The 13,498-nt window shown below is 68.2% G+C and carries 16 protein-coding genes and 1 pseudogene; 3 read left to right on the plus strand and 14 right to left on the minus strand.

Annotated elements, in window-relative coordinates; all coding sequences use genetic code 11:
* Positions 1-68 precede the first annotated feature (68 nt).
* Positions 69-257, plus strand: coding sequence for an antitoxin (locus OG729_RS28360; RefSeq protein WP_360877120.1), 189 nt, complete (start codon positions 69-71; stop codon positions 255-257).
* A gap of 27 nt (positions 258-284) precedes the next feature.
* Here OG729_RS28360 and OG729_RS28365 read toward each other — a convergent pair whose 3' ends face one another.
* From OG729_RS28365 to OG729_RS28380, 4 genes are read right to left on the minus strand one after another with little or no spacing between them, the layout of a single operon-like run.
* Complete coding sequence (locus OG729_RS28365) at positions 285-935, minus strand: hypothetical protein (RefSeq protein WP_405808671.1); 651 nt, start codon at positions 933-935, stop codon at positions 285-287.
* 35 nt (positions 936-970) lie between these two features.
* Entirely contained in the window at positions 971-1,402 is a 432-nt protein-coding gene (locus OG729_RS28370; protein WP_405808673.1) for a VOC family protein, read from the minus strand.
* Between the two features lie 18 nt (positions 1,403-1,420).
* Complete coding sequence (locus OG729_RS28375) at positions 1,421-1,669, minus strand: DUF397 domain-containing protein (RefSeq protein WP_405808674.1); 249 nt, start codon at positions 1,667-1,669, stop codon at positions 1,421-1,423.
* Positions 1,666-2,502 carry a helix-turn-helix domain-containing protein gene (locus tag OG729_RS28380; RefSeq protein ID WP_405808675.1) on the minus strand — a complete coding sequence of 279 codons (837 nt, stop codon included), beginning with the start codon at positions 2,500-2,502 and terminating at the stop codon, positions 1,666-1,668. Before OG729_RS28380 ends, OG729_RS28375 begins: the two co-directional genes overlap by 4 nt.
* A 100-nt stretch (positions 2,503-2,602) precedes the next feature.
* Here OG729_RS28380 and OG729_RS28385 point away from each other — a divergent pair, with 100 nt between their 5' ends.
* Positions 2,603-3,049, plus strand: a complete 447-nt coding sequence (locus OG729_RS28385; protein ID WP_405808677.1) for an ATP-binding protein — start codon at positions 2,603-2,605, stop codon at positions 3,047-3,049.
* Positions 3,050-3,056: 7 nt separating this feature from the next.
* A pseudogene (locus OG729_RS28390) lies at positions 3,057-3,289 on the plus strand (hypothetical protein); the annotation flags it as partial.
* A 53-nt stretch (positions 3,290-3,342) separates the two neighbouring features.
* On the opposite strand, the gene OG729_RS28395 reads toward OG729_RS28390, so the two are convergent.
* From OG729_RS28395 to OG729_RS28440, 10 genes are all read right to left on the minus strand, one after another.
* Positions 3,343-3,792 (minus strand): hypothetical protein, encoded by a 450-nt coding sequence (locus OG729_RS28395; RefSeq protein ID WP_405808679.1) that lies wholly within the window; start codon positions 3,790-3,792, stop codon positions 3,343-3,345.
* Positions 3,793-3,808: 16 nt separating this feature from the next.
* Complete coding sequence (locus OG729_RS28400; RefSeq protein WP_405808680.1) at positions 3,809-5,452, minus strand: restriction endonuclease fold toxin-2 domain-containing protein; 1,644 nt, start codon at positions 5,450-5,452, stop codon at positions 3,809-3,811.
* Positions 5,453-5,605: 153 nt separating this feature from the next.
* Complete coding sequence (locus OG729_RS28405) at positions 5,606-6,544, minus strand: glycoside hydrolase family 16 protein (protein WP_405808682.1); 939 nt, start codon at positions 6,542-6,544, stop codon at positions 5,606-5,608.
* A 50-nt stretch (positions 6,545-6,594) separates the two neighbouring features.
* A complete protein-coding gene (locus OG729_RS28410) occupies positions 6,595-8,697 on the minus strand; it encodes an ATP-binding protein (protein WP_405808684.1) in 2,103 nt (700 codons plus the stop codon).
* Positions 8,694-10,235 carry a glycosyltransferase gene (locus OG729_RS28415; protein ID WP_405808685.1) on the minus strand — a complete coding sequence of 514 codons (1,542 nt, stop codon included), beginning with the start codon at positions 10,233-10,235 and terminating at the stop codon, positions 8,694-8,696. The genes OG729_RS28410 and OG729_RS28415 overlap by 4 nt, the downstream gene beginning before the upstream one ends.
* The gene (locus OG729_RS28420) at positions 10,232-11,332 is read right to left on the minus strand and encodes a HEAT repeat domain-containing protein (RefSeq protein WP_405808687.1); all 1,101 of its coding nucleotides are present in this window, start codon (positions 11,330-11,332) and stop codon (positions 10,232-10,234) included. Before OG729_RS28420 ends, OG729_RS28415 begins: the two co-directional genes overlap by 4 nt.
* Positions 11,329-11,703 (minus strand): response regulator transcription factor, encoded by a 375-nt coding sequence (locus tag OG729_RS28425; RefSeq protein ID WP_405808689.1) that lies wholly within the window; start codon positions 11,701-11,703, stop codon positions 11,329-11,331. The genes OG729_RS28420 and OG729_RS28425 overlap by 4 nt, the downstream gene beginning before the upstream one ends.
* Positions 11,703-12,092 (minus strand): response regulator, encoded by a 390-nt coding sequence (locus OG729_RS28430; protein ID WP_405808691.1) that lies wholly within the window; start codon positions 12,090-12,092, stop codon positions 11,703-11,705. The genes OG729_RS28425 and OG729_RS28430 overlap by 1 nt, the downstream gene beginning before the upstream one ends.
* 195 nt (positions 12,093-12,287) lie before the next feature.
* Complete coding sequence (locus tag OG729_RS28435; RefSeq protein ID WP_360877161.1) at positions 12,288-12,719, minus strand: VOC family protein; 432 nt, start codon at positions 12,717-12,719, stop codon at positions 12,288-12,290.
* A 68-nt stretch (positions 12,720-12,787) separates the two neighbouring features.
* Entirely contained in the window at positions 12,788-13,309 is a 522-nt protein-coding gene (locus OG729_RS28440; protein WP_405808692.1) for a pyridoxamine 5'-phosphate oxidase family protein, read from the minus strand.
* Between the last annotated feature and the right edge of the window lie 189 nt (positions 13,310-13,498).

Here is a 13,498-nt window from a genome sequence, read left to right on the forward strand (position 1 = left end):
GATGCGAACCATGCGGTGTGCGGTGACCCTGGAGGGGTGGGGGCCCATGCCGCAAGGAGGATGACTCCATGTCCATGATGGACAAGCTCAAGCAAATGATGAAGGGCCACGAGTCGCAGGCCGACAAGGGCATCGACAAGTCGGGCGATGCCGTCGACGACAAGACCCAGGGCAAGTACAGCGGCCAGGTCGACACCGGCCAGGACAAGCTCAAGGACGAGTTCGGCACGGGCCGCGAGGACCGCCCCCAGCCCTGACCGTGCTGCGTCCCCGGCCGCCGCTGTCTAGGGCCGCGGTGCGCCGTTCCAGCGCCATGTGGTCAGGCGCGGGTGTCCGGGCAGTTCGGCGCGCCCCGTGGCCCACAAGAGGGTGGGCCAGGAAGCGGAGTCCTCCGGGGCGTCCGGGAACAGCCGGGTCAGCACCCGCGAGCACAGATCGGCCGGCGGGTCCCAGGCGAGCCCGAGTCCCTCGGCCAGATCGTGGGTGTGCACAAGGGTCTCCACGACCCCCATCGCCGCGAAACCTTCCGGGTCCGACACCCCGTAACTGTGGTACGCGCGGACCGTCGCCGGTGTCGTACGCACCATGGCGACCAGCAGCGCGCCGCTCGCCTCCAGTAGCTGCAGCAGTCCGGTGACCCCCGCCGCACGGTCCGCGTGGATGGCGTTCCCGGGCCCGCCGGGCCGTCGGCCTTCCCATACGAAGGGCACATGGCCGTCCAACGGCGGTGTCCTGGGGCCGAGTTGGGCTGCGTACACGAAAAGGTCGTCGCTGAGGTGCTCGACGGTCTCCCAGCAGTCCCACTCCAGCGAGCCGGCCTTGCCGTCCCAGGCCGCCGGGGGCGCCTCTCGGAGTGCGGCGACGGCGAGCTGGACGGCCTGGTCGACGTCGTCCGCGGTGACGGGCAGGCGTCCGGCTTCAGTTGATCGAGGCATGGCAGGAACCGTAGCGCGTGCTGCCCGAACAGGGTCTAATCGGCGCTGGGGCGCAGCACCTCGTGCAGCGGCTTCGTGGCGCGTACTCGATACTCCTGCACCGCCCAGGCGTTGCCGTCCGGGTCCTTGAAGTGCATAAAGGTCCCGCCGTCGCTCGGCGCGATCTCGACCGGGTCCGAGACCTCCACGCCGCGCTCGACGAGCTCGGCGTGGGCAGCCTTGATGTCCGCGACGACGAGCTGAAGCCCGGCGTAGGAGCCCGGCTCCGGGCCGCCCTCCGGGCCTCCGATGCCCTCACCGATGACGATCGAGCACCCGGAGCCGGGAGGCGTCAGCTGGACGATGCGCATGTCTTCGGTGACCTGTCTGTCGACGTCGAGCTTGAAGCCGAGCTTGTCACGGTAGAAGTCTCGGGCCCGGTCCACGTCCGAGACGGGGACCACGATCACTTCGAGCGTCCAGTCCATGCCGGTGCCTCCTGGCGGTCAGCGGTTGGCTGCGTGCGTCACGAAGTCTGCCCATGCCCGAGGGGCGAAAGCGAGCTGCGGGCCGCGCGTGTTCTTGGAGTCGCGGACGCGGATGGCGCTGGGGGTGCCGGCGACCTCGACGCAGTCGGAGCCGGCTTCGCCGGTGCTGTAGCTGCTCTTGAACCACGCCACTTCCACGCAGTCGGAGTCGGGCTCGGGGCTGCTGTAGCTGCTCTTGCACCAGTCGAGCTTGGGCTCGATGCTCATGTCTCTCCCCGCACTTTCTCGATGAGGGCCAGCGACTCTCGTGGCGTGAGAGCCTGCGCTCGGATGCTTCCATACTGCATCTCGAGGAACTGCACCTCCCTCGGCTCGGAGATCAGGCGCGTGAAGTGCAGCACCTCCGCATATCCCAGCGTCACACCGCTTCGGAGCTTGAAGATCCGGAACCCGCCAGTCAGACCAGCATGTTCCTCGCGGTCGGTCGGCATCACCTGGATCTCGACGTTCCGGAACTGCCCGACCTCCAACAGCCGTTCGAGCTGCCGTCGCTGCACCATTCTGCCGCCGACCGGCCGACGCAGCGTCACCTCGTCCTGAACGAAGCTGAAGACAGGCAGGGCTTGCGTCTTGTCGATGATGTCCTGGCGTGCCATCCGGGCACCTGTTTCGCGTTCAATGACGTCCTCTGTGTACAGAGGCCGTCTCATGCGGAACAACGCTCGCGCGTAGTCCTCGGTCTGCAACAGCCCGTGGATCACCCCGCTGTTGAACGCGCCGAGCTCGACCGCCTCGGACTCCACCTTCGCCAGGTCCCTGATCTTCTTCGGATACCTGGCCTCCTCCACATCCCTCTGCATCGCGGTGATCTTGCCGCCCGCTCCCAGGACGTCGTCAGCCCTCTGCAAGTACACGTCCTTCGGGACGCGCCGTCCGCGTTCCACCGACGAGACCTGCTCCTCGCTGTACCCGATGGCCGTCCCCAGCTCCGCCTGCCTGAGCCCCGCCGCCTCCCGCCACGCCTTCAGTTGACGGCCAACCGCCCTGAGCACGGCCCCGCTCTCGTCGTCCCAACTCTGCTGCTCCGCACCGTCGTCCATGCCGCCCTCCTCCGCGCATCCGCACTGCCCGGACCGGCCCTGACTCCGCCCGGACAGTAACGCTGCGTACCGACGTCGTTGCTGTTCAGAGTAGGTGCGGATGGCCACGCTGAGTGATGTGAACCAAGAAATCACCCGAACTGCGACATCTGTACGCCACTTCACCGTGCTGCTCTCGCCCACCCGCCGGGGCGCGCGGCTCGCCCGTCGGCTGACGGTGCAGCACCTCATCGACTGGGGGCAGCCGTACGAGGCCGCCGGGCAGATCGTCGCCGAGCTCGCCGCGAACGCCGCGCTGCACGGGCGGGTGGTCGGGCGGGACTTCCGCCTCACCGTCCGTCTGACGGAAACGGGGACGGTGTGCATCGAAGTCACCGACACCCGCGCCGACCTGCTGCCCCAGGCGCCTGAAGGCCCGCTCCCCGACGGCGAGTCGGGCCGCGGGCTGCTGCTGGTCGAGGCGTACGCCGACAGGTGGGGGACCGTGGTCGGGCCTGCGCCCTGCAAGACCGTATGGGCCGAGATCGACTCTCCTGTGCCGCTCTGACCGCATCATGGTTCTCACGACCCGGTTGATGTGCCGGATGCCGCTCACTGCCATCGGGCGTGCCGCGCACATCCAGTCGCTGCCCGCCGGAGCGAAGGTCTCGATGAAGGCCCTCGCGGACCGCTTCCCCGAAGGTGAGGTCCGCATTGCCGCCGCCCTGCGCGAGCTGGAAACCCACGGCTACCTCGCCCGGACCCGCGAAGCCTGCCGTCGGGCCGCGTCATCACCCGTACGGTCTCGTAGGTCGCAGTGGCGGCATAGGCACACGGTTCTGAAGCGAGCCGACCGGCCGCTCAGCCGAACGCTGCGAGGTGTTCAAGGAAGACGACTGTCATTGCCTCCTCATCTCCGGCGGCGGGGACCGTCCATTCGTCCTGACTGCCGGCCTGCATCGCCGGTTCGGTGCTGAACCGCAGGATGCCGGGTGACGGAATGAGGTCATCTCGTACCCACGTCGCGAACCGCGCCGCCTCCGTGGCACTCGCCAAGGCCAACGTGATGACCCCGCACTCCGGTACGGGAGTCTGCGCCGTTCCCTCGATCCAGATGCCCGGCCCGACTTCGACCTCGAAGTCGACCACATCGTTTCCTCGTAGGTGGCTGGTGCGGAACTTCGTAAAGGCGTCAGGGAACGACCGGGTGAGCGCCTGAACGAACCCGTCGACTGTCATGTGCCAGGAGGCTGCGTCGTCAACCGGTGGGTGAAGGATGAACGTGGTGCGGATGTCACGGTAGTCAGTCATGCCTTCATCTCCTGTGTCACGGCACATAGCGTGCGGTGCCATTGACGCCGTTCATGGCCATCATGCTCTGCCAGTAGCCGGCGGAGTCTGTGTCGTTCGTGACGATTTCCAGACCGCGCAGCTCCCTGTTGCGAGGGTCTGACATTGCTGCACGGTAGCGGACGAGTTCGCGCTCGTCCGACCCGTACATACCGTCGATGCGAGGGTCGAAACGCAGCTTCCCCTGGGCGTCGGTCTTTGGTGGAGTAGCCAGGGTCTTGTCGACCTCGGTGAGGCTGCGGAAGGTTTTTTTGCAATCCGGCTCACGCACATGCTTGGCTTCGATTGCGTAGCCGTCGATCGGCCGTACGCCGTCGACCATGAGTCCGCGTCCGCTGCGACCCGTGGATGCGGCGGGGAGGGGCACTTCGCGTTCCGGATATCCGGCCACGCGCAGTTGGTAGGCGTTGTCCGGGCTGGTGGGCCCTCCGCCGCCTGCGAAGCCTCCGGGCGGCAGACCATTGGCCCACGCGCGGAAGGAGGCCTGCTCCGATGCGGTGAGGATACGTGTGCTCCCGGGCTCGGGCGGTATCGGGTCCCTGGTGAGGGCAGGGTCGTACGGGTTGCCCAGCGGGAGGACTGCCGGCGCGCGGCCGCGGTACGACGCGGGCACGAGCGGCACCGGAACTGGCACTGGGATCGGTATGAGGGGCAGCAGCGGGAATCCCGAGTCGCCGCCCTCCGGCTGCGGGAGTTTGATGCGCCCCTCTGCGGTGTCGAGAGCATGAGCGATCTCGCCGAGATCCCGTATCCACGGATCGCCGAGGACCGCGTCAAGTAGCCCACCGTCGTAGCCGTTGTTGCCGAACAAGGGGCTGTCCCAAGGCATGTCGACCGCGAAAAGATCGGCTTGGTGCTGCTGGATTTTTTCCTTCGCGGCGTCCACGTGATCGGCATAGCATTCACAGGCTTTGGCTAATTGATTGCAAGCGGCAACCAGGTTGGTTACCAGTGGCTCGTCTGCCTGAGCCTTTGCCGGCGGGCAGGTGAAGCCCACGCAGTACTTGAAGTACGTCTGGAATGAGTCCGCCGCCTCACCGGAATGGGCATTGCTCGCGGTCAGTGCGCAGGTCTGGGCATCCTCGAGGAAACGCTGCATCAGCTTTCCCGCGTGCCGCCATGTCTTGGCCACGTCGCGGATCTTCTCCGGAGATCCGCGGAATCGGTCGCTCCTGCCCACCGGGGCGTACTGGTCGTACCAGGCGGTCTCGCCGACCACCTCCGGCAGCTCCTGCCCCCGCCCGAGGAAATTCTCCGAGCAACCTTCGTCGGGGCGGCCCATGCCGGCGGTCATGTCCTGCTGTCTTCCCAGGAATGCGGCTACGCGGCGGCTTTCCTCGGCCATGAACTCACGCGCATTGCGCATCAGGCCCCGAGATGTCTCACCCAACACGTAGGCACTGAAGCCTGTCTTGTCGAGCGTTGTAGCGGCCGCGGCACGGTAAACCTTTGCGAACGCTCGACCGGCATCGTCGTCCCCGGCCATGCCATGCTGGCGAGCCAGTTCGTGAAAAAGGGCGATTGTGGTGTCCCGGGCCCCACGCATGGAATCGAGCAGCCCCATCGACCCGCGGATCATGCCCTCAGCAGTGAACTTCAACTCCGGCGCAAGATCACTCACGGCATCCCCCTCCCGTTTGCCCTGTTGCAGGCGTGACGACTCAAACCTAATGCAACGCCAACGAGCCTGTCAGGAACGGGAGATGTGTGTGACGCCATGCAGCGTCACCCGCCCGCACCTGCTCAGCGCTCCGGCAGCGCAGGGGATCCCGCGTCACGGGGTCCCTGTGGTCAGGACCGTGACGTAGTCGACGAGCATGGGACTGCCGGGGCGCGTCCCCGGGATGGGCGTGCTGTGCCCGGCGACGGCTTTGGGGAAGCCTCCGCCGACGGCCACGTTGAGGAGGATGAAGTGCCCGTGGCCCGTGGCGGCGTCCCAGGTGGCCTCGTCCATCTGTGCCGAGCTGACGGAGTGGTAGCGCCTGCCGTCGACGTACCAGCTCACCCGCTCCGGCTCGGCGCTGCGGTCCCACTCGACGGTGTAGGTGTGGAAGCGGCCGGTGCAGTCCGAGTCGGGGCAGGTGGTGTTGGCGCTGAGGCCCGTGCTCTCGTTGCAGGGGCCGCCCGTGCTCGTCCCGCAATGCATCGCGCCCCAGACCCGGTTGGCGCCGTTGGCGTTCTCCATCACGTCGAACTCGCCGACGGTGGGTGATACCCCCTCGCCGGTACGGAAAGGCCCGCCCAGGGTCCAGAAGGCCGGCCAGTACCCCGCGGCCGTGGCGCCGGTGATTGCAGGGAGCCGGATGCGGGCCTGAATGCGCAGCTTCGTGCCGTCCGCCGGCCGAAAGTCACTGCGGCGCGTCTCGATGCGGCCGGAAGTCCATCGTCCGGCGCTGTCCCGCAGCGGTGTGATGCGCAGGTTGCCCCGGCCGTCCTGGCTCAGGTTGGCGGGGTCGGTCGTATACCTCTGGACTTCGCCGGTTCCCCACTGGGGCGGACCGCCTGGGTATCCGGTGCCGACGTCGATGATCCAGTCTTCGGTGTCCGGCGCATTTCCGGCTCTGCCGTCGAAGTCGTCGGTCCACTCGACGGTCCAACCGCCGGTGGACGGCTCACCGGCATGCGCAGCCGGTGGGGCACAGCCCACGCAGAGCGCGGCGAGTGCGGACGCCAGTGCCAGGCACGTGCGACGGGCCCCGGGCGGCAGCTTCATCGGGGTGCACCTCCTGGCCCGGCCGTGAGCAGCCGACCCCGCTGGAGAGTTCAGGGGGCTTGCACGACCTCGGGCGCGGCCACCAGCGGCAGCCGTGCGGTCACCGTGGTGCCCTCGCCCTCCTGGGAGTGGACTTCCGTCGTGCCTCCGTGGTTCGTCACGATCGTGTTGACGATGGTCAGCCCGAGTCCCGTGCCCGGGATGGCTGCGTCCACGGCGTTCGAGGCGCGGAAGAACCGGCTGAAGAGCTGCTTGCGCTCCTCCTCGGGGATGCCGATGCCGGTGTCGCTGACGCTGAGGACCGCATGGCCGTCGTCCGCGGCAGCCTCGACGCGTACAAGCCCGCCGCTGGGAGTGAATTTCACGGCGTTGGACAGCAGGTTCATCAGGACCCGGTCCAGTTGGTCGCTGTCCGCCTCCAGTACGAGCGGCACTTCGGGGCAGTCGATCTCCAGGCGGACGGAACCCGCCTCGGCGGCGGGCTTGATGGTGTCCACCGCCGAGGTCACCAGTTGGCGCAGGTCGATCTCGCTCTTCTGCGAACTGAAGGTGCCGGCCTCGATCCGGGACAGGGTCAGCAGATCCTCGATCAGCGCGCGCAGCCGGTTGGCATTGCGGTCGACGATGTCCAGCATGCGCCGCTGCGGCTCCAGGAGCGGGCCCGTGTCGTCGTCCTTCAGTAGCTCGATATATCCGACGATGCTGGTCAGCGGAGTCCGCAACTCGTGGGAGACGGTCGACAGAAAGTCGCTCTTGGCCTGGTCCAGCGCCCGCAACTTCTCCACCAGACGCGCTTCTTGACCGTAGAGCATCGAGTTGTGCAGTGCCCGGCCGACACCGGCGACCATCGACTCCGCGATGTCGATGTCCACCGCCCGCCAGCGATGCTCCGGCCGGGTGCGGGCCAGGACCACGGCACCCATGGGCTCCTCGCCCACTCCGAGGGGGATGAACACCACCGAGACCAGGCCCATGGACGCGGCGGCATCCCGGTTCTCTTCCGGTATGCCCGCCTTGCCGAAGGAGCCGGGGGCGCCCGGCACGGGCGTGGTATCGGACAGGTAGTCGGACAGATCGTTGATGGACCAGGTCGTTCCCCGGCGGTAGTGATCGCGGATCACTTCGGCGGGCACGGGGGGAAGCGCCCTTTGTTCCTCCGTGGGCAGCAGGCCTTGCTCTGCGGACCATGCTCGCGACACAGGCACGGTCGGCTTGTCCCCGTCGGAGAGCAGCACGAATATGTAATCCGCGTCCAGACCCTCGCCCATCCCTGCGCAGGTCACCTCCAGGACTTGATCGACATCGAGGCGCTCCCGGATCCGGATGCCGACGTCGCGCGCAATCCCCGACAGTCGGCGCCGCTCCTCCTCGATCCTGCGCAGCCGGTCGCTCTCCTCGGCGAGCGTGTTCACCGACCGGGCCACCGCGCGGATCTCAGCGGGCCCCTGCTGCTCCGCCCGCGCCGAGTGCTCCCCGGCGGTGAGCCGCCCGAGAGTTTTCTCCACGCCCTTGAGGGGCCTGACCAGGGCACGGGTGGTTCGCAGGGACGTGTAGACAGCGGCGGCGATCGCCGCGACCAGAAGGGCGCTGACACCCGCGAGATTGACGTGGACGATCCTGTCGGCGCGGTCGTCCAGCCGCTGGGCTTCCTCGGTCAACTGGACTTCCAACTTGTGGTTGGTGGCATCGAACGCGTTGTACAGGACGGTGCCCATCCGGGTGAGCCGGGCTGCCTTCTCGCTGCCCGGTCTGGCTCTCATCTGTTGGTCGGCTATGCGCAGATACGCCTCGAGCTGCTGTGCCTGTGTCCTCAGATTCCGGTCGGTCTCGGGACTGCCATCCTCAACAGCGGAGGCGAGTACCGCCGGGTATTCCTCGCGCGCCGTTCGGTAGGCGTCCAGCTGTTTCTGATCGCCGGTGAGGAGAAAGCCGCGCATGGAACGCTGCATGTCGGCAGCGTGGCCATGCAGCCGCAGATTGTCGGCGAGGGCCGGCTGCGTCCGGTCGATGATCTCGTCGGACGCCCCGTGCGCGATGGACGAAGCGGTCAGCACCCCGGCCGCGACCAGCAGGATGAGGCCGATCAGCACGCCGAACGCGGTGCCGAGCCGCCGCGTCACGGAGTAGCCGCCCAGTTCCCTGCCGCCGCTCACGCTCGATCACCTTCGCTCGCTCGCGCCTGCCCGGACTCGGAGAATCCGCTGCGGGGCATGGAGCCCCACACCTGCGGTGCGTGGCTCACTGCGTCCCAAATGCCGCGCAGTCGCCACCACGCCGTGAGCTGGCGGTATCCGAGGTTCTCGGCGGTCGCCCCGACGAGGGCGCCCCCGGTGTCCCCCCACCGTACGAATCGGTGGAAGGCGTACTCCTCCGCCGCGACCGACACCAGAGTGACCACCAGGGCGTAGCCGTACGAGACGAGCAGGAAGCGCCACAGGAAGTCCAGATCGACCGCTCCGAACAGCAGGCCCAGCGGGATCAGGACGAGGGCGGACAGTTCGATGACGGGGGCGAGCAGTTCGAAGACCACGTAGAAAGGCAGCGACACCAGCCCGATCCGGCCGTACCGGGGATTGCCGATCATCCGGCGGTGCTTGATCAGGATCTCCGTAAGCCCGCGGTGCCATCGCCGCCGCTGCCGCGCCAGAACCTTTGCCGTGGGCGGTGCCTCGCTCCAGGAGATCGGCTCGCTGACGAACACGATGCGGTAGTCGCGGCCCTGCTGACGCAGATGCCGGTGGAGCCGGACGACCAGCTCGGCGTCCTCGCCGATGCAGTCCGGATCCATTCCACCCACCGCCACCACCACGTCCCGGCGGAAGAGGCCGAAGGCGCCGGAGATGACCAGCAGCCCGCCGACCTTCGACCACCCGGTGCGGCCGAGCAGAAAGGCGCGCAGATACTCGACAGCCTGGATGAGGCCCAACAGGTTTCGGGGCATCCGCGCCTCGACGACGCGCCCCGCGACGATGGTGCAGTCGTTGGCGATGCCGATCACGCCGCCGGAGGCCACCACCCGCAACGGGTCGTCGCAGAACGGCTTGGCCACCGCGAGCAGCGCCTCGGAGTCCAGGATCGAGTCCGCGTCCACCATGCACAGCAGCGGATAGCGCGCCACGTTGACCCCGACATTGAGCGCGTCGGCCTTGCCGCCGTTCACCTTGCGGGCCACCACCAGGGGCACCGGGCCGCCCCTGGGCAGATGGACCGACTCCACCGCGCCGCGCGCCGGTACGTCGTCGGGCACGACGCGCTCCACCTCGACGAGGTCGAATGCCTCCCGGAGCCTGTCCAGCGTCGCGTCGGTGGAGCCGTCGTCGACGACGACGACCTCAAAGACCGGGTAGCGCAGCAGGAGCATGGCTCGGACCGCCTCGGCGATCCCTGCCTCCTCGTTGTGCGCGGGCATGATCAGCGACACCGGCGGGGTGAAGGGGTTCGCGGAGGTGTCGTCGTAGCCTGCGAAGGATGCCCGGCGCAGCCTTCGGACGAGCTCTCCGACGGCGAGGACGATCAAGAACAGGTAGCAGGTGTTGATGACGGCGAAGTACGTGAGGATCACGCCGTCGCTCACCGCGATCAGGGCGTGTGCCGCGTCCCGGAGCCAGCCGAGCGGCCCGTCGCTCGCCACGCTCGTGGCGCCGGGCACGTTCACCGGGCTCAGCGTGCCGGCCGCGCTCGCCGTACTCACGGGGCCGCCCCGACGACGTGACTGGAGGACGCGCCCACGACGGACGACTCCGCGAGCGCCGCCCTGGCCTGCGCCGCCGCCCGCGGGCCGGAACGGCCGTCGGCGGCCGCCCGCAATTCGGCGCCGCCGACCTCGCCCAGCCGCAGCAGGGACCGGGCCGCGGTGGCAGCTACATGATCATCCTGGTCGCCGAGCAGGCCCCGCAGCCGGGCTGTAGCGGCGACGGCACCCAGGTTGCCCAGGGCACCGGCGGCCACCGTGCGCAGGGCGACCGGCTGACCGGGGTCCACCGCGGCCAGCAGCGGCTCAAGACCGTCGGGCATGCCGAGCCTGCCCAAGGCGCGGGCGGCCCTGATGCGCACTTCCGCATGGGGATCCTCGCTCAGAGCGCGCGCGATCTCAGCGGTCCTGGAGACCCCGCCGATCGCGCCCAGCGTCTCGATCGCCACGGCCCGGACGAGCGGCTCCGGGTGCTCCAGGCCCGCCGCGATGCTCCGCAGGGCCTCCGGCCCGAAGGACGTCAGCGCCCGGGTGACCACGGCGGGCGGTACGGTCCGCGGTCCGTAGAGGCAGTCCAGCAGCTGCGGGACGACCGAGGGTTCTCCGATCCGGCCCAGCGCCCGTGCGGTGACCAACCGCACCTCCGGGTCGCGGTCGTTCAGCAGGCGGCAGAGCGGTGGCGCCGCGGGCCGGTGACTGAGCTGGCCGAGCACTTCCGCGGCGCGGCCCCGTCGGACCGCGCCCCAACGGCCCAGATCCGCCACGGCATGCGCGGTGGCACCGCGCCGCTCGAACAGCTCGATGAGCGCGGTCCTGGCTTGCCCTGCGACCTTGCCGAACATCACCGCCACCGTTGGCTCCAGAGCCCCCCAGGTGCGGTCGTCGAGCTCCGAGAGCCGGTTCAGCGCCTCGCTCTGCTCGTCCTCCTCCGCGCACACGAGCTCCAGCAGCACCCCCCGCACCGGGGCCACGATCCGCTCTCTTCGGCGCTGCCGGTACCGACGTACGACGCGCATGCCGACGATCAGTACCCCCAGCAGCACCACGACGGACACCAGGCACACCAGTGCGCCGGTGACGAGACTGGTGGCGATCACCGCGTGGCCCGGGTGAGCACGGCCTGGACCCGGCTGCTCAGCTCGCGCGGACTGAACGGCTTGATGATGTAGTCGTCGGCTCCCGCGGCGAATCCCGTCTCGACGTCTCCCTCCTGGGAGCGGGCCGTGATCAGGATGACGGGGAGTGACTCGGTCTCGGGCGCCGCGCGTAGTTCGCGGCACACATCCAGACCGGACATTCCGGGCATGCGTATGTCGAGCAGGGCGACATCCACCGGCTGGCTGCGCGCTGCCTTGAGTGCGGCCATACCGTCCTCCACGGCGATGACCTCATGGCCGCTCTGGGTCAGCTTGAACGCGACAAGGTCCCGTATGTCGACGTCGTCATCGGCAATGAGGATGCGAGCCATTACGTCTCCTGGGATGGGGAATTCCGGAAGGAGTCGAGGAGGCGCAGCACACTCGAGCGCCGGAACGGTTTGGCCAGCATCTCGTCCACCGCCAACTCGGACAGGTCCTGCTGGTCGAGCACGGAGGAGACGACGAGGTGGCACTTGCTGGTGCGGCTGTCCGCGCGCAGTCGGCGGATGACTTCCCGGCCGTCGATGCCGGGGAGCAGGATGTCGATGACCACCATGTCCGGTGGGTCCGCGAAGGCAAGTTCCAGGCCCTCTTCGCCTGTGTCCGCCATGGCCACCTGGCACCCCAGCCCGCTGAGATGACGCTTCAGCAGGGCGCTGACGTCCAGATCGTCTTCGATAACGAGTACGCGTGGAGAGCCCATTACTGTCCTTGTCACGGAAGTATCGCGTCACTGCCATCAAGATAGGTGCGTTTCATCTCCCCTGCCACATTTATGATCACTGTCGGTGACTGAAGAAAGAGCGGGGCGGGGGAGTCGGCCAATTCGGCCAGGGGATACGCGGGTTGGACAACGGGCTTGTCAGGAACGGGAGTTGTGTGACGCCGTGCGGCGTCACACACTCGCGTCCGCTCAGCGCTCCGACAGCGGCGACGGCGCCTCCTGGACGATCCAGCCGTTGCCGTCCGGGTCCTTGAAGAACATGAACGAGTTCCACCGCTCGCCGGGGCCGGGCTCCCAGCCCGTCTTGCCCACGTGCTGGATCTCGCTCACGTCCACCGACCGTTCGACGAGCGCCGCTCGGGTCGCGGCGATGTCCGTCGTGCACAGTTGCAGGCCCTGGAGCGAGCCGGGGGGCATCGCGGGCTGGTCCGGGTTGCCCGGCAGGCCGCTGCCCATCGCGATCGAGCAGCGGGAGCCGGGCGGGGTGAGCTGGATGATGCGGACGCCGGGGGCCACTTCCTGGTCGAGGTCGACCTTGAAGCCGCAGCCCTCCTCGTAGAACGTCTTCGACCGGTCGGGATCGGAGACCGGGACCATGATCACTTCAAGAGTCAGTTCCATCGACGGAGCTCCTTCACTGATTTCGCTGATTCACTGATTTCACTGAGTTGCACGGATTTCACTGAATTTCACCGCGTGAACTGCCAGCGGGTCTGGCCGAACGGGTCGCCCTTCGCAAAGCCGAATGCCGTGCGCGGCGCCACCCGGAACACCAGGTCGGGGCCGCCCGAGCTGATGAATCCGCCCTCGCTGACCTCGAACTCCCAGTCCGGGCCGTATTTCTGGACATACGCCGTGGAGATGGCGCGCAACTGCGCCTCGTCGGTGACGCGCACCGCCTCGCCCTCGATCACCAGGTCATAGCCCTCGTTCAGGGCGTTCGCGCCCGTGGTGAGGACCACCTCCTGATTCTGGCGGAGGTTCTTAGCCTTGCGCTCCTCGACGCCGGTGCAGAAGTGCAGCCCGCCGTCGTGCCACACGGCGATCAGCGGGGTGACGTGCGGGCGGCCGTCGGGTCGTACGGTCGACAGCCAGAAGAGCTCGGCGGCCTTCAGGCGGTCGACCGCCCGGGACCAGTCCCCGACGGTGGCTTTCGGGTCGCTGTAGCGGGGGTCCAGCTCGGGCACTGGTTGGAGCACTGGTTCGGGCATGGCGGGGTCCTCTCCGTCCGGGGGTCACCGAATGTGTAGACCGTGGTCGGTTCCCGTACTCATCGGTCCGCCCCGGCCCCGGTACGGGTGGCCTCAGGTGGCGGGCGGGCCCAAGATTGTGAATGTCATGCCATCGGCGCCCGCTCGCCGCAAGGGCGCGGATCACTGGGGTCCACCGCGGGTGGTTCG

This window comes from Streptomyces sp. NBC_00210, assembly GCF_045160975.1.
GTDB lineage: Bacteria > Actinomycetota > Actinomycetes > Streptomycetales > Streptomycetaceae > Streptomyces.